Origin of the sequence: Mycobacterium sp. pR1184, assembly GCF_041287235.1 — a bacterium.
Taxonomy (GTDB): domain Bacteria; phylum Actinomycetota; class Actinomycetes; order Mycobacteriales; family Mycobacteriaceae; genus Mycobacterium.
In genome coordinates, this window is sequence record NZ_JBGGKR010000014.1 from 107,588 (window position 1) to 131,582 (window position 23,995).

Consider the following 23,995-nt stretch of genomic DNA (forward strand, 5'->3'; position numbering starts at 1 on the left):
TTGCTTAAAGAGACGGATGGTCGGGGTGGACGATCGTCGTGCCGTGGCCGTCCAGCTCTTACGCGCCGACGTTTCCGCCAGCAGCTGCCGTGTCACCGGGGGCGCCCCGTGAGGGGGCCGCGAAAGCTGCTGATCGGGACGTCATGCAGGGCGCGTGCAGATAGCACTCGCAGCGACCTGGAAGGTGAAGCGACACCGGTGACCGACTCTTCCATCGACGCTTTGCTGCGCGAGCCGGCCGAGCGACGGATCTGCGTGGCGTCATCCGTTTCGACGTCCGATTCGACACGCCTGGGTGTGGCGGCGTGACGTCGAGCATCCGCGGCGAAGCCGACCTGCGCCACTGGCTCGTCGACTATCTGGTGACGAACATCGGTCGTACCCCCGACGAGGTCGACCCCGAACTGTCGCTGGCAGACCATGGCGTGAGCTCGCGCGAGGTGGTTGTGCTGTCCGGTGAGTTGTCGGAGTTGCTGGGCCGCAAAGTTTCGCCCGTCGACTTCTGGGAGCACCCCACGATCAACGCGCTGGCCGCGCACCTGACCGCGCCCGTGCCCGACGCCGACGCGGATGCCGCGCTGAAGCGCCCGGCTCCCAACTCGCTCGACGAGCCGATCGCCGTGATCGGGATGGGATGCCGCTTCCCCGGCGACATCAGCGGGCCGGACGCGCTGTGGGAATTCCTCAGCAACCGCGGCTGCACGATCTCCGAGGTCCCGCCGCAGCGCTGGCGGCCGTTCGACAACGGCTCACCCGAGGTGACGGCCGCGCTGGCCCGCACCACCCGGTGGGGGTCCTTCCTGCCCGACATCGACGCCTTCGATGCAGAGTTCTTCGAGATCACCGCGCACGAAGCGAACAAGATGGATCCGCAGCAGCGGCTGCTGCTGGAGGTCGCGTGGGAGGCCCTCGAGCACGCCGGCATCTCCCCGAGCTCGCTGAGCCGAACGCAGACCGGGGTGTTCGCCGGAGCTTGCTCGAGCGAATACGGTGCCATCACGTTGGGCGATCTGCCGCACGTCGACGCATGGAACAACACCGGCGGCGCGATGAGCATCATCGCCAACCGGCTCTCCTACTTCCTCGACCTGCGCGGCCCGTCGGTGTCGGTCGACACCGCCTGCTCGTCGTCGCTGGTGGCCATCCACCTGGCCTGCCAGAGTCTGCGCACTCAGGATTCCCACCTGGCCATCGCGGCCGGGGTGAACGTTTTGCTGACCCCCACGGTGTTTCGCGGTTTCGATCAGGCCGGCGCGCTGTCGCCGACCGGAAAGTGCCGGGCGTTCGACGCCGCGGCCGACGGGTTCGTGCGCGGCGAGGGCGCCGGGGTGGTCGTGCTCAAGCGGCTGACGGACGCACAGCGCGACGGCGACCGGGTGCTCGCGGTGATCTGCGGCTCGGCCGTCAATCAGGATGGCCGCTCCAACGGGCTGATGGCCCCCAACCCCGCGGCCCAGATGGCGGTGCTGCGGGCCGCCTACACCAATGCCGGCATGCAACCGAACGAGGTCGACTATGTCGAAACTCACGGCACCGGAACACTATTGGGAGATCCGATCGAGGCGCGGGCGCTGGGCACGGTGCTCGGTCGTGGGCGATCGCAAGACTCGCCCCTGCTGATCGGCGCGGTGAAGACGAACATCGGACACACCGAGGCGGCGGCCGGGATCGCGGGCTTCATCAAGGCGGTCCTGGCGTTGCAGCACGGCCAGATTCCGCCGAACCAGCGCTTCGAAAGCCCCAACCCGCACATCCCGTTCACCGATCTACGTATGAAGGTCGTTGACACACAAGTGGATTGGCCGCAGACATCGCATCCGCGCCGGGCCGGGGTGTCGTCCTTCGGATTCGGCGGCACCAACGCGCACGTGGTGCTCGAGCAGGGCCAAGATTTGGCGCCCCCGCCGGCGCCCAGGTGTGATCCGAACATCTCGACCCTGGTCGTCGCGGGTAAGACGCCGCGACGCGTCGCCGCGACGGCGTCGGCGCTGGCCGAGTGGATGGAAGGCGCCGGGGCCGAGGTCGCCCTGGCCGACGTGGCTCACACACTCAACCATCACCGGGCCCGGCACTCCAGGTTCGGCACCGTGGTAGCCCGCGACCGCGCCCAGGCGGTGGCCGGGTTGCGGGCCCTGGCCGCGGGCCGGCAGGCACCCGGAGTGGTGGGCCCGCAGGACAGCGACGAGCCGCGACCGGGCACGGTGTTCGTGTACTCGGGCCGCGGTTCGCAGTGGGCCGGCATGGGCCGCCAACTGCTGGCCGACGAACCCGCTTTCGCCGCGGCCGTCGCCGAGCTCGAGCCGGTGTTCGTCGGCCAGGCCGGGTTCTCGCTGCACGATGTGCTGGCAGGGGGCAAGGAACTCGTCGGTATCGAACAGATCCAGCTCGGTCTGATCGGCATGCAGCTGACCTTGACTGCGCTGTGGCGCTCCTACGGCGTGGAACCCGACCTGGTGATCGGTCACTCGATGGGTGAGGTCGCCGCCGCGGTGGTCGCCGGGGTGCTCACCCCCGCCGAAGGGCTGCGGGTGACCGCGACGCGCTCGCGGCTGATGGCGCCGTTGTCGGGGCAGGGCACGATGGCGCTGCTGGGGCTCGATGTCGCCGCCACCGAGGCATTGATCCTCGAGTACCCGCAGGTGACGCTCGGGATCTACAACTCGCCGAGCCAGACCGTGATCTCCGGGCCCACCGAGCAGATCGACGAGCTGATCACCCGGCTGCGCGGTCAGAACCGCTTCGCCAGTCGGGTCAATATCGAAGTGGCGCCGCACAATCCGGCGATGGATGCGCTGCAGCCGGCGATGCGCGCGGAGTTGGCCGACCTGGCGCCGCAGACGCCGACGATTCCGATCATCTCCACCACCTACGCAGACCTCGACATCCGTCCGGCCTTCGACGCCGAGCACTGGGCCACCAACATGCGTAACCCGGTGCACTTCCAGCAGGCCATCGCCCATGCCGGAAGCCCGGCCGGTGGACCCCATCACACCTTCATCGAAATCAGCGGGCACCCGCTGCTGACCCAGGCGATCAGCGAAACCCTGCACAGTGCCCAGCACGGAAGCAAATACGTCAGCATCGGCAGTTTGCAACGCAACACCGACGACACCATCAGCTTCCGCACCAGCCTCAACACCGTGCGCTGCACGCATCCCCCCCAGACGCCACATCCGCCGGAGCCGCACATCCAGATCCCCACCACTCCGTGGCACCACACCCGGCACTGGGTCGACACCGCCCCCATTGCCTGGAAAACACCGGAAGTGTTGGGCTGCAACGATTCTGCGGTTGCCGCGGCGGGCCCGCTCGGCGACTGTTCCTACTGGTTGGCGTGGCCGGACATTTCTTTGGCCGATGCCGAACTCGCGGCCGCCGCCGGCTCCGGACGATGGCTGGTGATCGGCGATACCGCGCTGGCGACTCAATTGGACGCGCAAACGGTGGCCGCCGATGCCGACCCGGTGGAGTTGGCCGAAGCCCTCGGCGAAGTCGATTACGTGCTGTATGCACCGGCGGTAGCCGACGATTCGCTCGATGTCGGGTTGGCCTATGAGCTGTTCGACCAGGTGCGCCGGCTTGTCGCAGTGCTGGCGGCCGGCGACTGTTCGGAAAAGTTGTTCCTGGTCACTCGCAACGCCCAGCCCGTCTTCGACGGCGATCGCGCTAACCCCACGCACGGACTGCTGTGGGGTCTGGGTCGCACCGTTGCTCTCGAACATCCCGAAATCTGGGGTGGCATAGTCGATTTCGACGCTTCCGTACCGGCCGCGGTGGTGGCCAGGCAGCTACTCGGGGAAGTCGGCAGCACCGACGGCGAAGACCAGGTCGTTTACCGGCGCGGCGCACGCCACGTGGCCCGGCTGCAGCGGCGGACGCTGCCGACGGAATCGCCGGTCACGTTGGACGCCGACGGCAGTCAGCTGGTCGTCGGAGCAACCGGAAACATCGGCCCGCACTTGATCCGGCAACTCGCGGTGATGGGCGCCAAAACTATCGTCGCGCTGTCCCGCAACCCGGGATTGCGCCTCCAAGCGCTGACCGAAACCCTTGCCGCAGAAGGCACCAACCTCGTCACCGTGGCCGCCGACGTCACCGACGAATCCGTGATGAGCGAGCTGTTCGCCCGGTTCGGCGCCGACCTGCCGCCGCTGCAGGGAATCTACTTGGCGGCCTTTGCCGGCCAGCCCGTATTGCTCAGCGAGATGACCGACGACGACGTGCGGGCGATGTTCGCCCCCAAGCTGGACGCCGCCGCGCTGCTGCACCGGCTGTCGCTGCCGATCACGTCGCTGCGCCATTTCGTCCTGTTCTCCTCGATCTCCGGGCTGACCGGTTCACGCTGGCTCGGTCACTACGCCGCCACCAGTGGTTACCTGGACGCGCTCGCATACGGCCGTCGTGTGATGGGATTGCCGGCGACCACCGTCAACTGGGGACTGTGGAAATCGTTGGCCGACAACGACGAGACCAGTCAGGTCAGTGTGGGATCCGGGTTGCTGCCCATGGACAACGAGGTTGCGATCGGCACGCTGCCGTACCTGATGAGCCCCGCTGCCGGCGTGCATTCCGTTGTGGTGCAAGCGGATTGGCCGTTGCTGGCCGACGCGTATCGGGCGCGCGCAGCGCTGCACATCGTCGACGACCTGCTGCCGGCGCCCGGTGAGACGGCCACGGCCGAAAGCGAGTTCCGTATTGCGCTGCGCTCATGTGAGCCGCAGCGCCGCCACGCGATGCTGTTCGATCGAGTCGCCATGCTGGCCGCCAAGGCGATGGGACTGCCGACTACCGAGACGCTCGATCCGTCGACCGGGTTCTTCCAGCTCGGTATGGACTCGCTGATGAGCGCGATGCTTCGCCGCGCACTGTCCGACGAGCTCGGCGAGCCGTTGCCGGTCTCCGTGGTCTTCGACTACCCGACCGTCTACAGCCTGACCGACTATCTGGCCACCGCGCTCCCCGAGCTCGACACCGACGCCGAAGCCGAAATCGACGCCTACGACGAGCTCGACGAGGACGAGTTGCTGGCAGAACTTTCCGAAAGGCTACGAGGCTCTCGATGACCGCCGCCACACCGGACCGCCGGGCGATCATCACCGAGGCGCTGCACAAAATCGATGATCTGACCGCGCGGCTGGCAATCGCCGAACAGGCGAGCACCGAACCGATTGCCGTCGTCGGCATGGGCTGTCGGCTGCCCGGAGGCATCGGCAGCCCCGAACAGTTCTGGGACCTGTTGTGCGAAGGGCGAAGCGGCGTCGTCGAAGTTCCGCCCGAGCGGTGGGATGCCGACGCGCTGTACACCGAGGATCACACCGTCGCAGGCACGATCTGCAACCGCGAGGGCGGGTTCCTGTCCGGCTGGCAGCCCGACGAATTCGACGCGGAGTTCTTCGCCATCCCGCCGCGCGAGGCCGCCGCGATGGACCCGCAACAGCGGTTGTTCCTCGAAGTCGCCTGGGAAGCATTGGAAAACGCCGGGATTGCGCCGCAGACGCTGCACGGCACCCAAACCGGGGTGTTCGTCGGCGTCACCGCCTACGACTACATGCTGAAGATGTCGGGCGCGGTGCGACCCGACGAGTTGGACGCCTACCTGTTGACTGGAAACTCCGCGAACTTCGCTGCGGGGCGCACCGCCTACCTGCTCGGCGCCCGCGGTCCGGCGGTGGTGCTGGACACCGCGTGTTCCTCGTCGTTGGTCACCATCCACTTGGCCTGCCAAAGCCTGCGCTGGCGCGAAAGCGACACGGCGCTGGTCGGCGGGACCAACCTGCTGCTGAGCCCGGTGGCCAGCATCGCGTGCTCGCGCTGGGGAATGCTGTCGCCCGACGGCCAGTGCAAGACCTTCGACGCCGGTGCGAACGGCTATGTGCGCAGTGAGGGCGCCGGCGTGGTGGTGCTCAAGCGATTGTCCGACGCGCAAAAAGACGGCAACCGCATCCTCGCCGTGATACGTGGTTCGGCGGTCAACTCCGACGGCGCGAGCAGCGGGGTCACGGTGCCCAACGGCCCGGCCCAGCAGGCACTGCTGCGCCAGGCGCTGAAGGCGGCCAGGCTGACGCCGGCCGACATCGACTACATCGAGGCACACGGCACCGGCACCCCGCTGGGCGACCCGATCGAACTTGATTCGCTGAGCACGGTTTTCGGTGATCGCGAGGGCCGTGCGCCGCTGGTGCTCGGCGCCGTGAAGACCAATCTCGGCCACCTGGAAGCCGCGGCCGGGATCGCCGGGTTCATGAAGACCGTGCTGGCGGTCGGACACGGCCGCATCCCGCAAAACCTGAACTTCACCGAGCTCACTCCCCATGCGAGCCAAGGTGTTTCGCGGCTGAAGATCGCCACCGAGGACATGGCATGGCCGTCGACCGAGCAGCCGCGCCGGGCCGGGGTGTCGTCGTTCGGTGTGAGCGGAACGAACGCCCACGTGGTGGTCGAGCAGGCGCCGTCTTCGGCGCTCGCGCCGCAGCAGGACCCGTCGCCGGCGGTCACGACGCTGGTGCTGTCCGGCAAGTCGGCGCAACGTGTGGCGGCGACGGCGTCGGTACTCGCCGACTGGATGGACGGCCCGGGTGCGGATATCCCGCTGGCCGACGTGGCGCACACCCTCAACCACCACCGGGCCCGGCACCCCAAGTTCGCCACCGTGGCCGCCGTCGACCGCGACCAGGCGGTGGCCGGGTTGCGCGCACTGGCCGCCGGTGAGCCCGGCCCGGGTGTGGTCGGGTGCCCGGAGACATCCACCGGGCCGGGCACCGTGTTCGTCTATTCCGGCCGCGGATCGCAATGGGCCGGAATGGGGCGCCGGCTGCTGGCCGACGAGCCCGCCTTCGCCGCGGCGCTGACCGAACTCGAGCCGGTTTTCGTTGCACAGGCCGGGTTTTCGCTGCACGACGTGATCGCCGCAGGCAAGGAATTGGTCGGCATCGAGCAGATTCAGCTGGGTCTGATCGGGACGCAGCTGGCGCTGACCGCGCTGTGGCGCTCCTACGGGATTACGCCGGATCTGGTGATCGGTCACTCGATGGGAGAGGTGGCGGCCGCAGTGGTGGCCGGTGCCCTGACGCCCGCCGAAGGTCTGCGAGTGACGGCGACCCGGTCACGGCTGATGGCCCCGCTGTCGGGGCAGGGCACGATGGCCATGCTCGAACTCGACGCCACCGCCACCGAAGCGCTGATCGCGGATTATCCGCAAGTCACCCTCGGCATCTACGCCTCGCCGCGCCAGACCGTCATCTCGGGGCCCACCGGGCAGATCGACGAACTGATCGCCAAGGTGCGCGCGCGGGGCCAGTTCGCCGGCAAGGTCAACATCGAAGTGGCTCCGCACAACCCGGCGATGGATGCCCTGCAGCCGGCGATGCGCGCCGAGCTGGCCGGTCTGCGACCGCAGACACCGACCATTCCGATCATCTCGACGACGTACGAAAACCTCGGTCTTCCAGTAACATTCGATGCCGAGCACTGGGCCATCAATATGCGCAACCCGGTGCGCTTTCAGCAGGCGATCGATGCCGCGGGCGCGGCTCATCACACCTTCATCGAGATCAGCGGACACCCGCTGCTCACCCACGCGATCACCGAAACGCTGACCGCGCGCGACGACGCCCACGACAAAGCCGGTTATCTGAGCATCGGTACCTTGCAGCGCGATACGCACGACACCCTGACCTTTCACACCAATCTCAACACCGCGCACACCACCCACCCCCCGCAGACCCCGCACAGCTGCGGACGACAGACCGTCCTGCCGACCACCCCCTGGCAGCACGGCCATCACTGGATCTCGCCCAGCACCGCCGCGCACCACGCGCCAAATACCCACCCGCTGCTGGGCTTTGGCGTCACCGATCCGACCAACGGCACTCGGGTATGGGAATGCGAGCTCAATCCCGAGCTGTTGTGGCTCGGCGACCACGTAATCGACGATCTGTGTGTGCTGCCGGGCGCCGCCTACGCCGACGTCGCGCTGGCGGCGGCGACGGATGCATTCGCGTCGGACTCCGACGACCGGGGATGGACGATCCGCGAGCTGAGCCTGCACCAGATGCTGCAGGTCACCGACGACACGGTGCTGGTCACCACGCTCACCGGCAATGAGCAGTCGTGCCAGATCGACATGCGCACCCGCAGCGCATCGTCGGGATGGATCAAGCATGCCAGTGCCACCGTGGCGCGCGAAACCGGCAACCGGCCGGCCGATCCCACCATTGCCGCCAATGATGTTGCGGCCGAGATCAACCCGGATGAGCTGTACGACCGGCTGCGCGCCGCCGGGCAACAACACGGTCCGGCGTTTCGCGGGATCACCGGGCTGGCCGTGGCGGCCTCGGGTGCGGCTCGCGCGCAGGTGCGGCTGCCCGCGTCGGCCAAGGCCGGTGCCCGCAACTTCCTGCTGCATCCGGTCATGATGGATATCGCGGTGCAAGCCCTCGGCGCCACCTGGGCCGCGACCGAACTGGCCGGAGAGCAGAACACAAGGCAAACCCTGGTGTTGCCAATCCGTTTCGCGGGCATCCACGTGTACGGCGACATCGCCGACGGTGTGTGTTCGACCGGCTCACTTGCCGCCACCGACAGCCCGGATCGGCTGCTCGGGCATGTCGAGCTGACCGACGCCAACGGACGGCTGCTGCTCGTCATCGACGAAGTGGAAATGGCGGTGCTCGGGTCGGCAAGTGGCGCAGCACATCTCAACGATCACCTGCTGGCATTGGAATGGGAGCCCGCACCGCTGGACAAGGCGGCCGCCAGCCTCGGCGGATTGCTGTTGATCGGTGACGCCGGCGCCGGCGATCCGCTGCCGGCCGCTTTGCGGTCGTCGCTGAGTGACGGCGCCGCCGAAGTCGACCTGGTGTCCCCGACCGACCCCGAGCTGCGCGCGGCGATCACGCGGAACCCCTGGGACGGCATCGTCGTCCTGTGCCCGCCGCAGGCCGCCGATGACTCGCTGCCGGAGGCGGCTCAACTGGACCTGGCGCTGACGCGCACCCTGCTGATCGCCGACATCGCCAAGACCGTGACCCGCATGGGCGCCCGCAACAGCCCGCGGCTGTGGATCGTCACCCGTGGCGCACAACAAGTCGGCACGGGTGAACCAGTCACGCTGGCGCAGACGGAGCTTCGCGGCATCGCGCGGGTGCTGACCTTCGAACATCCGGAGCTGCAGACCACGATCGTCGACGTCGACCCGGACGGCACCGGCTCGGCGGCCGCGCTGACGAGCGAGCTGCTGGCCGGCTCCGACGCCGACGAGGTCGCGCTGCGCGACGGGCATCGCTACCTGAACCGGTTGCTGCCGGCCCCCACCACGGCCTCCGGTGAGCTGGTCGGCGAGACCCGGCACGCGAAAGTGAACCTGGACACCGGCGGCGCGGTGCGGCTGCAGATCGACGAGCCCGGGCGCCTGGATGCCCTCAGACTGCATGCGGTGCATCGCATTTCGCCGAAGCCCGACGAGGTGGAGGTCCGCATCGCCGCGGCCGGCCTCAATTTCAGCGACGTCCTCAAGGCGATGGGCATCTACCCCACCCTCGACGGCGCCGCGCCCGTCATCGGTGGCGAGTGCGCCGGCGTCGTCACCGCCGTCGGCAGCGACGTCGACTCCATCGAAGTGGGGCAGCGCGTAATCGCCATCGGCCCGGGCACTTTCGGATCGCACATGACGACGCTCGCCGACCTGTGCACCCCGATCCCGGACACGCTGCCCGATGCCGAGGCGGCCGCGTTCGGCATCGCGTATCTGACCGCCTGGCACTCGCTGGTCGAGGTCGGACGGCTGGCCCCGGGCGAACGGGTGCTGATCCATTCGGCCACCGGCGGTGTCGGCGTAGCGGCGATGGCGATCGCGAAGATGATCGGCGCCCGCATCTACACGACGGCCGGTTCGGATGCCAAGCGCGACATGCTCGCCGCGCTCGGCGTCGAATACGTCGGCAATTCGCGCACGTCCGAGTTCGCCGACGAGATCCTCGAGATCACCGACGGCTACGGCGTGGACGTCATCCTCAACTCGCTTCCCGACGAGGCGATTCAGCGCGGCGTGCAGATCCTGGCACCCGGCGGCCGGTTCATCGAACTGGGCAAGAAGGACGTCTACGCCAACGCCACCCTGGGCTTGGCGGCGCTGACCAAGAGCGCGTCGTTCTCCGTCGTGGACCTCGACCTCAATCTCAAGCTGCAGCCCGCGCGCTACCGCGCGATGCTCACCGAAATCCTGCGCCACGTCGCGGACGGCACCCTGCAGGTCCTTCCCGTCACCGCGTTCTCCCTCGACAACGCGGCTGACGCCTTCGCGTTGATGGCCTCCGGACGGCACACTGGCAAGATCGCCGTGACGGTGCCGGCTTCCGGCAGCATCGACGCGATCGCGGCAACTCCACAGCAACTGGTCAGCCCCGACGGCGGCTACCTCATCGTGGGCGGCATGGGTGGTCTCGGTTTCGTCGTGGCCCAGTGGTTGGCGCGCCACGGCGCGGGATTGATTGTCCTGAATGGTCGTTCGGCACCCGGACCGGAGGTGACGGCGGCGATCGCCGAACTCGGCGCCGGGGGCACCCGGATCGAAGTCGTGACCGGCGATATCGCCGAACCCGGCACGGCCGACCGGTTGGTACAAGCGGTCCACGACGCCGGCTTGCGGGTGGCCGGAGTCCTGCACAGCGCCATGGTCCTCGACGACGAGATCGTGCTGAACATCTCGGATTCGGCCGCGCGACGCGTGTTCACCCCCAAGGTCACCGGCAGCTGGCGGCTGCATCAGGCCACCGCCGGGCTGGATGTGGATTGGTGGCTCACCTTCTCGTCGGCATCCTCGCTGCTGGGTACGCCCGGCCAGGGCACCTACGCCGCCGCCAACTCGTGGGTCGACGGACTGGTCGCCTATCGGCGCTCGCGCGGGCTGCCCGCTGTCGGAATCAACTGGGGCCCATGGGCCGAAGTCGGCCGCGCCCAGTTCTTCGCCGATCTCGGCGTCTCGCTGATCACGGTCGAAGAAGGGCTGGCGGCCATGCAGCGGCTGCTGACGGCCGACCGCGCCCGCACCGGAGTCATCCACCTCGACGCCAGGCAGTGGTTTCAATCCTTCCCTGCCGCGGGTGGTTCGTCGTTGTTCGCGAGGTTGCACGACTCCGCCAAGGCGCAGCGGCGCGGCGGTGGCGCGATCCGCGCCGAATTGGATGCCAGCGACCCCGCCGAGCGTCCGGGTCGGTTGGCGGCCGCGATCGCCGACCAGATCCGGGCGGTGCTGCGCTCCACCGAGCCGATCGCTGATGACCGGCCGATGGAGTCGCTCGGTCTGGACTCGCTGATGGCCCTCGAACTGCGCAACAGACTGGAGGCGAGCTTGGGCACCACGTTGCCGGCCGCCCTGGTCTGGGCCTACCCGACGATCCACGATCTGGCCGGTGCGATGTGCGAACGCCTGGGTTATGACACGGTGGCCGCTGCCGAACCGGAGGCCGACGCCGAGACCGAGCTATCCGATGAGGAAATGGAATTGTTGTCCGACCTCGTTGCGGCGAGCGAGCTCGAAACAGCCACGGGGGGCAGTGAGTAATGACGAGTCTCGCCGAACGCGCGGCACAGATGTCCCCCAAGGCGCGCGAGGTGCTCGCGCGTGAGCTGGTTCGCGCGGGCACGGCATTTCCCACCGACATCGCCGAGCCGATAGCGGTCGTCGGGATCGGCTGCCGGTTGCCCGGGAATGTGACTGGGCCCGAAAGCTTTTGGCAGCTGCTGCTCGACGGTCGCGATGCCGTCGGCGAGGTGCCGGCGGATCGGTGGAACGGGGACGCGTTCTACGATCCCGATCCGCAGGCACCGGGACGCATGACGACCAAGTGGGGCGGCTTCCTCGACGACGTCGCCGGATTCGACGCCGACTTCTTCGGCATCACCCCACGCGAAGCCGTCGCGATGGACCCGCAGCAGCGAATCCTGCTCGAGGTCGCCTGGGAGGCCCTCGAACACGCCGGGCTGGCGCCGGATTCGTTGAGCGGCAGCCAGATCGCCGCGATCATGGGCGTGTCGGCGTGGGACTACACCATCCTCAACCTCGAGCGCAACACCGAGATCGACGCCTACATGAGCACCGGTAACCCGCACAGTGCCGCGGTGGGACGCATCTCGTACCTGCTGGGGTTGCGCGGTCCGGCGGTGGCCGTCGACACCGCGTGCTCGTCGTCGCTGGTGGCCATCCACCTCGCCTGCCAGAACCTGCGGCTGCGGGAAAGCGACGTGGCGCTCGCCGGTGGGGTGCATCTGTCCCTGTCGCCGTTCACCAGCATCGCGTTGTCCAAGTGGTCGGCCCTGTCGCCGACCGGGCGGTGCAAGACCTTCGACGCGCTGGCCGACGGGTTCGTGCGCGGCGAGGGCTGCGGCGTGGTGGTGCTGAAGCGGTTGGCCGACGCGGTTCGCGACGGTGACCGGGTGTTGGGCGTCGTGCGCGGTTCGGCGATCAACTCCGATGGCCGGTCCAACGGCATGACCGCGCCGAACGCCGCCGCACAACGCGACGTGATCAGCGCCGCGCTGAAGATGGCCGACGCCACCGCCGACACCGTGAACTATGTCGAAACCCACGGCACCGGAACGATTTTGGGCGACCCGATCGAATTCGAGGCGCTGGCCGCGACCTATGGCGGTGGCGAGGGCCGCTGCGCGCTGGGCTCGGTCAAGACCAACATCGGCCACCTGGAAGCCTCGGCCGGCGTCACCGGATTCATCAAGGCGATCCTTGCGGTGAACCGCGGATACATTCCGCGCAACCTGCACTTCAACCGGTGGAACCCGGCGATCGACCCGTCGGGGACGCGGCTGTTCGTGCCGACCGAGGGCACCGCATGGCCCACCGAGGGCATCCGCCGCGCCGCGGTGTCGTCGTTCGGTCTGAGCGGGACCAACGCACACGTGGTCGTCGAGCAGCCGCCCGCTGCGTCCACACCACCCGCGGACCAGCCGGTGGTGTCCACGTTGGTGGTGTCGGGCAAGACCCCGCAGCGACTGGCGTCGGCGGCCGCAAGCCTCGCCGACTGGCTCGCCGGTCCCGGCGCCGCGGTGCCGCTCGCCGACGTCGCGCACACCGTGAATCATCGCCGGGCCCGGCACAGCTGGGCGGGCACCGTCGTCGCGCGCGATCACGCCGCGGCGGTGACCGGGCTGCGGGCGTTGGCCACCGCCACGCCGGCACCCGGTGTGGTGGCCGCACGCGAGGCACGTTCTGGATCCGGCACGGTGTTCCTCTACTCCGGTCAGGGCGCGCAGTGGGCCGGCATGGGCCGCCGGCTGCTGGCCGACGAACCGGCCTTCGCCGCCGCCGTCGCCGAGTTGGAGCCAGAATTCGTTGCCCAAACCGGCTTTTCGTTGCAGCGGACGCTGGCCGACGGTAGCCCGGTCACCGGCATCGACAAGATCCAGCCACTGCTGGTGGCCATCCAACTGGCACTGACCGCGCTGTGGCGCCACTACGGCGTCGAACCCGACGCGGTGATCGGACACTCGATGGGCGAGGTGTCGGCGGCCGTGGTGTCCGGGGCGCTCACCGCTGCCGAGGGGTTGCGGGTGATCGCCACCCGCTCGAAGCTGATGGCGCAGTTGTCCGGCCAGGGCGCGATGGCCCTGCTCGAACTCGACGCCCTCGCCGTCGAGGCGCTGATCACCGAGTACCCCGACGTCACGCTCGCCGTCCACGCATCGCCGAGTCAGTCGGTGATCGCGGGCCCACCCGACCAGGTGGATGCGGTCATCGCGGCGGTCACCGCCGCTAACCTGCTGGCCCGGCGCATCGAGGTCGACGTGGCCTCCCATCACCCGATCATCGACCCGATATTGCCGCAATTGCGTTCGGCGTTAAGCGATCTGGCACCCAAGCCGCCGACCATCCCGATGATCACCACGGTGCTGGAGGGTCCGGCTCCGCTGCTGGACGCCGACTACTGGGCGGCAAACCTGCGCAACCCGGTGCGGTTCCACCAAGCGGTCAGCACCGCGGGTGCCGAGCACCACACCTTCATCGAGATCAGCCCACACCCGTTGCTGACTCACTCGATCAACGACACCCTGGGTGAGGCGAACGCGCAGACCCTCGGCACCCTGCAGCGCGACACCGACGACACCGTCACCTTCCACGCGCAGCTCGCCGCGCAGTCCGCCGGCAACGCGCACACGGCGACGCCCGGCCGGCTGGCCGACCTGCCGGTCACCCCGTGGGAGCACACGCAGTACTGGATCGCCGACCGGTCGGCGGTGTCGAATTCCGTTGCCAGCCACCCACTGCTCGGTGTGCACATCGAGATTCCGTCCAGCAAGGACCACGTCTGGCAGGCCGATGTCGGCACCGAGGTGTCGCCCTGGCTTGCCGACCACAAGGTGTTCGGGCAGGCGACCATGCCCGGTGCCGGGTTCACCGAAATCGCCCTGGCCGCAGCCAGTGAGGCGTTGGACGTGCCGGCCCACGCCGTGTCGCTCAACCAGCTCGAAGTCGAGCAGATGCTCACCCTGAACGACCACACCCAGTTGACCACCCAGTTGATGCGTGGCGCCGACGACAAGATCTGGATCGAAATCTATTCCCGCTCAGCGGGTAACGACTGGACCCGGCACGCGACGGCCAGGGCCGAAGTACGCACGCCGGAAGCCCCTCTCGAACAGCCGGCTCCCGCCGGCGGCAGCGCCGAGACGGCGATCAGCCCGGCTGAGGTATACGCCGCGCTACGGCGGGCCGGTCAATTCCACGGTCCGGCTTTCGCCGCCCTGACGGCGATCCGCCGGCTGCCCGGCGGTGCTGTCGAAACCGACATCGTTCTTCCCGACGAGTCGCCGTGGCACCCGGACTTTCGGCTGCACCCGGTCATGCTGGACGCGGCTCTGCAGAGTTTGGCGGCCGCGATCCCCGACGACGAACTCGCCGGATCCGCCGAGGCGAGCTATCTGCCGGTGTCCTTCGAGTCGGTGCGGGTGTACGGCAACCCCGGCCGGCGGGCCCACTGCCGGGCGCAGCTGTCCGGTCTGGACGAGGGGGGTGCGGGAAAGCTCGGCCGAATCGTCTTGACCGATGACGCCGGGACCGTCACCGCGGAGATCAACGACATCTACGTGCGACGGGTGGAACGCCGTAGCGTGCCGCTTCCCTTGTCGCAGAAGGTCTTCGATACCTCTTGGGTGCCCCGCGCAGTCGGCGCCGGGCCGTCGGAGGTCCCCGGCAGCTGGCTTGTGCTCACCGATCAGACGAACACCTGGGCCGACCAGTTCGTCGCCGGATGGCGTTCACCGGCGCATCGCGTCGTCACCGCCGACCTGCATGACGAGTCCGCCGTGCTCGCCGCGTTCGCCGACACCGCCGGCGATCCCGAGCGCCCGCCCGTCGGAGTGGTCGTCTTCCTCGCGGACAACCCGAGCGTGGACCGCGAGGGCATCGCGCAGTCCCGCGAAGCGGTCTGGGCGGTCTCGACCGTCGTGCGCGCGATCATCGGCGGCTGGCACGGCCGGCCACCGCGGCTCTGGCTGGTGTCCGGCGGTGGCCTGCCCATCGGTGCGCAAGCCGGCCAGCCGGGCATCGGGGCGGTCAAGGGCCTGGTGCGCGTGCTGGCCTACGAACACCCCGAATTGCGCACCACGCTGGTCGATCTCGACCTCACCTGCGATCCGGTCACCGCGCTGAACGCCGAACTGGGGTCCGCGGTTTCCGGCTCGATCGACGATGTGATCGCCTGGCGCGGCGACCAGCGTTACGTCGAGCGGCTGTCCCGGGCGACGCTCGACGAACCCGCCGGCGGCGAGGTGGTGCGCGCCGGGGCGTCGTACATCATCACCGGAGGCCTCGGCGGTCTCGGGTTGGTGTTCGCGCACTGGCTGGCCGAGCGCGGGGCCGGCCGCATCGTCCTCAACGGGCGCAGCGAACCTTCCGACGAGCAGCGTGCGGTGCTGGCCGAACTGGAACGCGAGGCCGAGATCGCGGTGGTCTTAGGCGATCTCGCGGTCGACGCCGTGGCAGAGAAATTGGTGGCGGCCGCCGGGGAAACGGCATTGCGCGGCGTCCTGCACGCTGCCGCGGTACTCGACGACAGCCTGGTGTTCTCCATGACCAAGGACAGCGTGGAGCGCGTGTGGGCGCCCAAGGTCATCGGCGCCGCGCGGATGCATGAGGCCACCCTCGGATGCGAATTGGACTGGTGGCTCGGCTTTTCCTCCACCTCGTCGCTGCTGGGCGGCCCGGGACAGGCCTCCTACGCCTGCGCGAGCGCCTGGCTGGACGCCCTGGTCGACTGGCGGCGGGCCTCGGGTTTGCCTGCGGCGGTGATCAACTGGGGACCGTGGGCCGAGGTCGGGCTGGCCCGCACGCTGACCGGCGGGCCGCTGGATCCGATCACCCCGGCCGAGGGTGTCGCGGCCCTGGAGCCGTTGCTGGCCACCGGTCGCTGCCACACCGGCGTCGCCCGGCTGCGTCCGGACCGGGCGCTGATCGCCTTCCCCGAGATTCGCAACCTCGGCTACTTCACCAGCGTGGTGGCCGAACTCGAGGCCGCGGGTGACGGTGGCAACTGGGCCGGACCCGAGGCGCTGCACGGCTTGGATCCCGCCGAAGCGAAAGTCGCGATCGCCGACCGGCTGCACGCGCGCATCGCCGCAGTGATGGGCTACGCGGAACGGTCGGCCGTCGACGCGGACCTGCCGCTGGTCGAATTGGGCATGGATTCGCTGATGGCCGTGCGCATCCGCAACTCCGCGCGAGCGGATTTCGGCGCCGAGCCGCCGGTGGCGTTGCTGCTGCAGGGCGCGACGCTCAACGATCTCACGGCCGAGCTGCTGCGCCAGCTCGGGCTTACCGGTGACGCGCAAGCACACCAGCAAGAAGGTGCTGTTCGCGACCGGGCACAGCAGCGCGCGGCGGCGCGCCAACAAGCCGCACAGCGGCGGAAGCGAGGACGCTAGTAATGAGCACGCCAGAGGCTTACGCAACGGCACCGCCGGACAACGCCATCGCGGTGATCGGCATGGCCGGAAGATTCCCGGGCGCCAACAATGTTGCGGACTTCTGGGACAACCTTGCGCGCGGCGAGGAGTCGATCACCACGCTGTCCGAGCACGACCTGCGCGCGGCCGGCGTCAGCGACGAGGTGCTGGCGAACCCCGGGTACGTGCGGCGCGCGCCGCTGATCGACGGTTTCGACGAGTTCGATGCCGAGTTCTTCGGATTTCCACCGCAACTCGCCCGCAAGCTGGATCCGCAACACCGGTTGTTCCTGCAGTGCGCGTGGCATGCCTTCGAGGACGCCGGCTGTGACCCGGCAACGTTCGACGGCGCGATCGGCGTCTACGGAACCAGTTCCCCCAGCGGTTATCTGATGCACAACCTGGCCTCGCATCACGGCGGCGGCGCCTTCATGGCGACCGGACTCGACTTCGAGCAGTTCAACCTGTTCCTACAGAACGACAAGGACTTCCTGGCCACGCGGGTATCGCATCAGTTCGATCTGCGCGGCCCGAGCATCTCGGTTCAGACCGCGTGCTCGTCGTCGCTGGTCGCGATCCACCTGGCCTGCCAGAGCCTGTTGTCCGGTGAATGCGACATGGCGCTGGCCGGCGGTTCGTCGCTGGCCATCCCGCACCGGGTCGGTTACTGGAACTCGCCGGGAGCGATGGTGTCGGCGGCCGGCCACTGCCGCCCGTTCGACGTGCGCGCCGACGGAACGGTGTTCGGCAGCGGTGCCGCGATCGTGGTTCTCAAGCCACTGCAAGCCGCTATCGATGCCGGGGACCGGATTCACGCGGTCATCCGCGGGTCCGCGATCAACAACGACGGATCCATGAAGATGGGGTACGCGGCCCCGAACCCGGCCGCGCAGGCCGATGTGATCGCGGAAGCCCATGCGGTCTCGGGTATCGACGCCTCGACCGTGAGTTACGTCGAGACACACGGAACCGGTACGGCGCTGGGCGATCCGATCGAAGTCCAGGGCCTCAAAGCCGCGTTCGCCGTGTCCGAGACGCCGCGGCCCGGACCGTGTGTGCTGGGGTCGGTCAAATCGAACATCGGCCACCTCGAGGTGGCCGCGGGCGTGGTGAGTCTGGTCAAGGCGATTCTGTGCCTGCAGCACAAGGCGATTCCCGCCACCCTGCACTTCACCAGTCCCAACCCGGAGCTGCATCTCGACGAGACTCCGTTCACCGTGCAAAGCGAATACGGCCCATGGGAATGCGACGGCGTGCGCCGGGCCGGTGTCAGTTCGTTCGGGGTGGGCGGCACCAACGTGCACGTCGTGCTGGAAGAAGCGCCGCCGGTTCCGCCGGCCGCCAAGCCCGACCGTCCCCAGGTGCTGTTGCTGTCCGCACGAACGCCGGCGGCGCTGCATGAAGCGCGTGCCGCCCTGGCCGCGACGTTGGCCGACCCGGACGGACCCGACCTGGCGGACGCCGCTTTCACCCTGTCCGCTCGTCGCAAGCACGGCATCGCCATGGCGGCCGTGGTGCACGATCGCGAGCACGCGGCGAAGGTATTGCAGGCCGCCGAGCACGACAACGTTTTCGTCGGGGAGTCCGTCAGTCACCCCGACACCGACGAATCCACGTCCGACCGGGTCGTTTTCATGTTTCCCGGGCAAGGCGCTCAGCACGTCGGGATGGCCCGGGGCCTGTACGACACCGAGCCGGTTTTCGCCGAACACTTCGACGCCTGCGTGGCCGGATTCAACGACGAGATGGGCATCGATCTGCGTGCCGAGATATTCGGGGACGCCACAACGGATTTGGAGCGCATTGACCGTTCCCAGCCGGCCCTGTTCACGGTGGAGTACGCGTTGGCCAAATTGGTCGACACCTTCGGTGTGCGCGCCGGCGCGTACATCGGATACAGCACCGGCGAGTACATCGCGGCCACGCTGGCGGGGGTCTTCGATCTTCGGACGGCGATCAAGACGGTGGCCTTGCGGGCCCGCCTGATGCACGAATCCCCGCCGGGCTCCATGGTCGCCGTCGCACTGGGGCCCGACGACATCGCCGAATTCCTTACCCCCGGGGTCGACCTGTCCGCGGTCAACGATCCCGGCAACTGCGTCGTCGCCGGACCCAACGACCAGATTCGCGCGTTCACCGGGCGCCTGCGCGAGCGCGGCATCAACGCTCGACGGGTCCGCGCGACGCACGCATTCCATTCCAGCGCAATGGATTCCATGGCTGCACAGTTCCAGGACTTCCTCTGCGGCGTTGAGCTGCACCGGCCGAACACGCCGATGCTGTCCAACCTGACCGGGACCTGGATGACCGACGAGCAGGCCACCGACCCGGCCAGCTGGGCGCGCCAGATCAGCGCGACAATCAGGTTCGCCGACGAACTCGACGTGTTGCTGACCGATCCGGACCGGGTCCTGGTCGAAATGGGCCCGGGCGGCAGCCTGACCGGATCGGCGATCCGGCACTCCAAGTGGTCGGGCAAGCACCGCGCCGTGCGGCTGATGCGCCACCCCGTGCAGAACACCGACGACCGGGACGCCTTCTTGCTCGGCCTCGGCCAGCTGTGGGCGGCCGATGTGGCCGTGGACTGGTCGCCGGTCACCGGATCAACGAACAGCATCGTCAGCCTGCCCGGTTATCCCTTTGCGCGCGAGCGGCACTGGATTGACCCCAAGCCCGTCGTGTCGACCGGGACGCCCGCGGAGCTCAACGGTTCGTCCACCAACGGCGTCGCCGTCGTCGCGGCCCCGGTCAACGGTCAATCGGCCACCGAGGCGACGTTGCATCGCATCTGGATGCAATGCCTGGGCGTCACCTCTTTGGACCGCAACGCCAATTTCTTTGACCTCGGCGGAGATTCGCTGATCGCGATCGGCATCTCGACGAGTGCCAACAATTCCGGGTTGGTCGTCACCCCGCAGCATCTCTACGAACACCCGACCCTGGCCAGCCTGGCCGCTGCCGTCGACGCCGAGTTCACCGGGGCCGGGCTGACGCAACCACCGGACGCCGACGCGTATTCACCGGTGCCCGCCAATATCGCCGGTTTCCTCGAACACGGTGTGCGAGAAGCCGGTCGCTGGCGCGTCCCGCTGATCTTCTCACTGGCGCCCAGCGTCACGGTCGACGACATCCGGGCCGTGCTGACCGCGTTGGCCAATCACCATGACGCGTTGCGCCTCGAACTCGTCGACCGGGCGGGCACCTGGGAGCAGCACATCGCCGCACCCCAGGAATTCGGCCGCCTGTCGTCGCGAACGCTGCCCGGCGGTGTGGCCGACGAGCGCGCCGCGGTGCGCGACGTGGTGGCCGAACTGGTGGCCCGCGACGACCTGACCGCGCTGTTCACCGCGACCCATGTCGCCGGTGGCACCGGCGGTTCCTACCTGGTGTTGTCCGCCCACGAGATGATCGCGGACATCGCCTCGCGCGAAATCCTGCTCACCGATCTGTTCACCGCCTTGTCCCAACACCTTGCGGGCGAACAGATCCTGCTGCCCCCGACGGCCGCGGGATGGCGTGATTGGTCGCTGCGCACCGGGGCCCTGGCAACGCATCCCGCCGTCGTGGACACTCGCGACTTCTGGCTGCAGACCCTGACCGCGGCGACAATGCAACTGGGCGATCCGGCCATCACCGACCCGCCGAGCGCCGGCGACCTGCTGAGGCTCCCGTCGGCGCTGGACATCGCGGAGACAGCCGAAGTCGACGACGCCCGCCGCCGGCTCGGCGCACCGATCGAGGAGGTTCTGCTGGCGGCGCTCAGCGCAACGATCGCCCAAACCGTCGGCGAGGGTGTGGTTTTGGTCGACTTGGAGGGCACCGGCCGTTCGGTGCTGAGGCCGGACGTCGATCTGCGGCGCACCATCGGCCGGTTCACCACGATCTATCCGGCCGCGCTGCGGTGCTCGAAGGCCGCGGCTGCGACCGAGCTGCTGGCAGGCGTGAACGACACCCTGAAATCCGTGCCGCACTTCGGGGTCGGCTACGGACTGCTTCGCTATGTCTATGCGCCGACCGCGCGGACGCTGGCCGCCGCCGGCGCCTCCGACATTCACCTGCGCTACGTCGGCACGGTCCCGGAGCCGCCGCCGCTGGACGCGCCGGTGCAATTCGACTCCGACGCGGCGCTGCCGGTGCGGGATCCCATTCCCGGGCTGGGGCATGCGATCGAACTTCGCGTATACCGCTATTCCGCTGCGCTGCATATGGATTGGTGGTACGACGCCCGCCGCGTCGCACCGCAGCGGGCGCAAGCGCTGGTCAAATGTTTCCCCATCGCATTGCGGACCCTGGTCTCCGACGCTGTCGATGCCATCCCCGACGATGGCGATACGGGCTCACCGCCGGTGGAGCTGGCGCTGGTGGACTTGTCGTCGTTCGACTGAGGGGGCTCGATGAACAACGCAGAGCGCGACTTCGACAAGGCCGTCGTCGTCGACAGGGTGCGCAAGACCTTCGGTGATTTCGTGGCCCTGCATGAGGTCAGCTTCGAAGTCGGCCGGGGTGAGGTGCTCGGCCTGCTCGGGCCCAACGGAGCCGGCAAGACCACGCTGGTCGACATCTTGTCGACCCTGAGCCGCCCGGACGCAGGCCGCGCGCTCGTCGCCGGCTACGACGTGGTGACCGAGCCGGCCGGTGTGCGCCGGTCGATCATGCTGACCGGACAGCAGGTGGCGATCGACGACACGCTGACCGGCCTGGAAAACCTTTTCATGTTCGGTCGGCTCTACGGGTTGAAAAAGGCGGCCGCGCGCAGCCGCGCCAAGGAACTGATCGAGGAATTCGATCTGGTGTATGCCGCCGATCGGCGCGTGAAGACATACTCGGGCGGCATGCGGCGACGGATCGACATCGCTTGCGGTCTGGTGGTCCCGCCGCAGGTGGTCTTCTTGGACGAGCCGACCACCGGCCTGGATCCCCGTAGCAGGCAAGGTATTTGGGATCTGGTCAGCAATTTCAAGGACCGCGGCATCGCCACGCTGTTGACCACCCAATATCTCGAGGAAGCCGACGCGCTGGCCGATCGGATCATCGTGATCGACCACGGGAGGATCATCGCAGAGGGAACGGCCGACGAACTCAAGGCACGCACGGGCGGCAGTTACCTGGAGGTCGTTCCGCGGGACCTGCACGATCTGGCGGTGATCGCCGAGATCCTGCGCTCGTTGTTGCCGGAAGAGAACCGGACCGCGCTGACAACCGATTCCGACCGGATCGCCATGCCGGCTCTCGACGGCGCCAACACCCTCCTCGAGGCCGTCGGGCGGCTCGCCGCCGCCGATATCGCCGTTGCCGATGTCGCGCTGCGCCGCCCGTCGCTGGACGACGTATTCCTGGCTTTGACAAAAGACCCCGTCACCTCCATTGCCGAGGCGATCGGGTGACCGCCGCCGGCCTCACGGGATCCCAGGCGCGACCCCACCCCTCGATGCGGGCCCAGTGGTGGGTGCTCACCGCCCGTTTCATCGCGCCCACCGTGCGCAATGGTGAGCTCGCAATCACCATCGCGGTCTCGGTGGTGTTCACCGCGGGCTTCTACATCCCGCTGCACCAGATCATGGGCAACGTCACCAGGGGTGTGGCCAGCAGCTACGCGCAGTACTTGATGCCGCTGATCGCCTTGGAGGCCATCACTTTCGCCGCCATGTCGACGGCGTTTCGGGCTGCGACGGACTCGGTGCAGGGCGTCAACCGCCGGTTCCGCTCCATGCCGATCCCACCGTTCACCCCGGTGGCCGCCCGCATCTCCGCCGCGCTGTACCGGTGCACGGTGTCCCTGACGGTCGCCCTGATCTGCGGTTACACCATAGGATTTCGCTTTCGCGGCTCGGCCGTCGACACGGTTGCCTTCTGCGCGTTGGTACTCGTGTTCGGAGCGGTGCTGTCATTCGCGGCGGACCTGTTAGGCACCGGATCCCGCAACCCCGAGGCGATGGCACCCATGCTGACGTTGCCGCCGTTGATCTTTGGGCTGCTGTCGGTCGGTGTTCAACCGGTGGAGCAGTTCCCGCGCTGGGTCCAGCCCTTCGTTCGCAACCAGCCGATCTCCGCGCTGGTGGACAGCCTGCATGCCGCGGCCGGCGACGTCGCACCGTTCCACACGTCGTTGACCTGGTCCGTGTTGGCGCCGACGCTGGCGTGGTTGTGCGGATTGGCCGCCCTGCTGGTCCCGGTATCGGTGATCGTTTTGTCGAAGCGGGCCTGATGACTCTGGTATACGAGGAAACCATGCGCCGGGCGGCCGCGCCGCGCGTGCACGAGAATTCGGCGCGCCTGCTGCTCCCGCAAACTCTGGTGCAGACCCGGCGAATACTCACCAAGTGGTCACGCGACATCACCGCGATCATCATGGTCACGGTGCTGCCCGTGCTGTTTCTGATCACCATGAATATTGTTCTCGGCCATGCCGTTACCCAAGTCGCCGGATACGACGCGCTGTTCAACACGGTTCCGATGAACGTGCTCGCCGCGGCGGTCAACGGTTCGGCGGTCGGTGCGATCGGCCTGATCGTCGAGCGCGACGAGGGCCTGTTGCGCCGGCTGTGGGTGGTGCCCGTGCATCGGGCGTCGGGCGTCTGCTCGCGGATCGTCGCGGAGATGGTCCGGATCGTCGTCACGACGGGGATCGTGTTGGTCGCGGGCATGGTGCTGGGCTTCCGCTTCAAACAGGGCATCCTGCCCACCCTGGTGTGGCTGGGCATCCCGGTGCTGTTCGGGCTCGCGTTCGCGACCCTGATCACCACGATCGCCTGGTATGCGTCGAAGAACTTTCTCCTCGAGGCGATTACGCTGGTGCATCTGCTCGCGATCCTCTTCTCGACCGGATTCCTGCCGATAGACCAATTTCCCAAGTGGATTCAGCCGGTGGTTGCCCACCAGCCGATCAGCTGCGCGATCGACACGATGCGCGCACTGGCGCTGGGCGGGCCGGTGCGCTCGCCGATGATCGAGACATTGCTGTGGGTCGCCGGCATCACCGCGGTCTGCATCGGACCAACGCTGCTGGGCTATCGACGGGCCAGCACACGCAGATAGGGGAAGT

At 68.3% G+C, this 23,995-nt stretch carries 7 protein-coding genes; all 7 read left to right on the forward strand.

The annotated features are described in order from the left end of the window. The first annotated feature begins 305 nt into the window (after positions 1-305). Genes ACAG21_RS22610 through ACAG21_RS22640 form a run of 7 tightly spaced genes read left to right on the forward strand, consistent with a single transcriptional unit; the run spans position 306 to position 23,988 of the window. Entirely contained in the window at positions 306-5,063 is a 4,758-nt protein-coding gene (locus tag ACAG21_RS22610) for an SDR family NAD(P)-dependent oxidoreductase (RefSeq protein WP_370498502.1), read from the forward strand. Then, a complete protein-coding gene (locus ACAG21_RS22615) occupies positions 5,060-11,560 on the forward strand; it encodes an SDR family NAD(P)-dependent oxidoreductase (RefSeq protein WP_370498503.1) in 6,501 nt (2,166 codons plus the stop codon). Before ACAG21_RS22610 ends, ACAG21_RS22615 begins: the two co-directional genes overlap by 4 nt. Then, positions 11,560-16,932: a type I polyketide synthase gene (locus ACAG21_RS22620; RefSeq protein WP_370498504.1), complete on the forward strand. Its 5,373-nt coding sequence runs from the start codon at positions 11,560-11,562 to the stop codon at positions 16,930-16,932. The genes ACAG21_RS22615 and ACAG21_RS22620 overlap by 1 nt, the downstream gene beginning before the upstream one ends. 2 nt (positions 16,933-16,934) lie before the next feature. Then, a complete protein-coding gene (locus ACAG21_RS22625) occupies positions 16,935-21,338 on the forward strand; it encodes a type I polyketide synthase (protein ID WP_370498506.1) in 4,404 nt (1,467 codons plus the stop codon). Between the two features lie 9 nt (positions 21,339-21,347). Further along, positions 21,348-22,337 (forward strand): ATP-binding cassette domain-containing protein, encoded by a 990-nt coding sequence (locus ACAG21_RS22630; RefSeq protein ID WP_370498507.1) that lies wholly within the window; start codon positions 21,348-21,350, stop codon positions 22,335-22,337. A gap of 44 nt (positions 22,338-22,381) precedes the next feature. Next, positions 22,382-23,158, forward strand: coding sequence for an ABC transporter permease (locus ACAG21_RS22635; protein ID WP_370498550.1), 777 nt, complete (start codon positions 22,382-22,384; stop codon positions 23,156-23,158). Beyond that, positions 23,158-23,988 carry an ABC transporter permease gene (locus tag ACAG21_RS22640; RefSeq protein WP_370498508.1) on the forward strand — a complete coding sequence of 277 codons (831 nt, stop codon included), beginning with the start codon at positions 23,158-23,160 and terminating at the stop codon, positions 23,986-23,988. Before ACAG21_RS22635 ends, ACAG21_RS22640 begins: the two co-directional genes overlap by 1 nt. The last annotated feature ends 7 nt before the right edge of the window (positions 23,989-23,995 follow it).

Excerpts from the sequence above, each read along its gene's own strand:
- ACAG21_RS22615 (WP_370498503.1), top strand. The coding sequence starts at position 5,060 with ATGACCGCCGCCACACCGGACCGCCGGGCGATCATCACCGAGGCGCTG.
- ACAG21_RS22620 (WP_370498504.1), top strand. The coding sequence starts at position 11,560 with ATGACGAGTCTCGCCGAACGCGCGGCACAGATGTCCCCCAAGGCGCGC.
- ACAG21_RS22625 (WP_370498506.1), top strand. The coding sequence starts at position 16,935 with ATGAGCACGCCAGAGGCTTACGCAACGGCACCGCCGGACAACGCCATC.
- ACAG21_RS22630 (WP_370498507.1), top strand. The coding sequence starts at position 21,348 with ATGAACAACGCAGAGCGCGACTTCGACAAGGCCGTCGTCGTCGACAGG.
- ACAG21_RS22635 (WP_370498550.1), top strand. The coding sequence starts at position 22,382 with ATGCGGGCCCAGTGGTGGGTGCTCACCGCCCGTTTCATCGCGCCCACC.
- ACAG21_RS22640 (WP_370498508.1), top strand. The coding sequence starts at position 23,158 with ATGACTCTGGTATACGAGGAAACCATGCGCCGGGCGGCCGCGCCGCGC.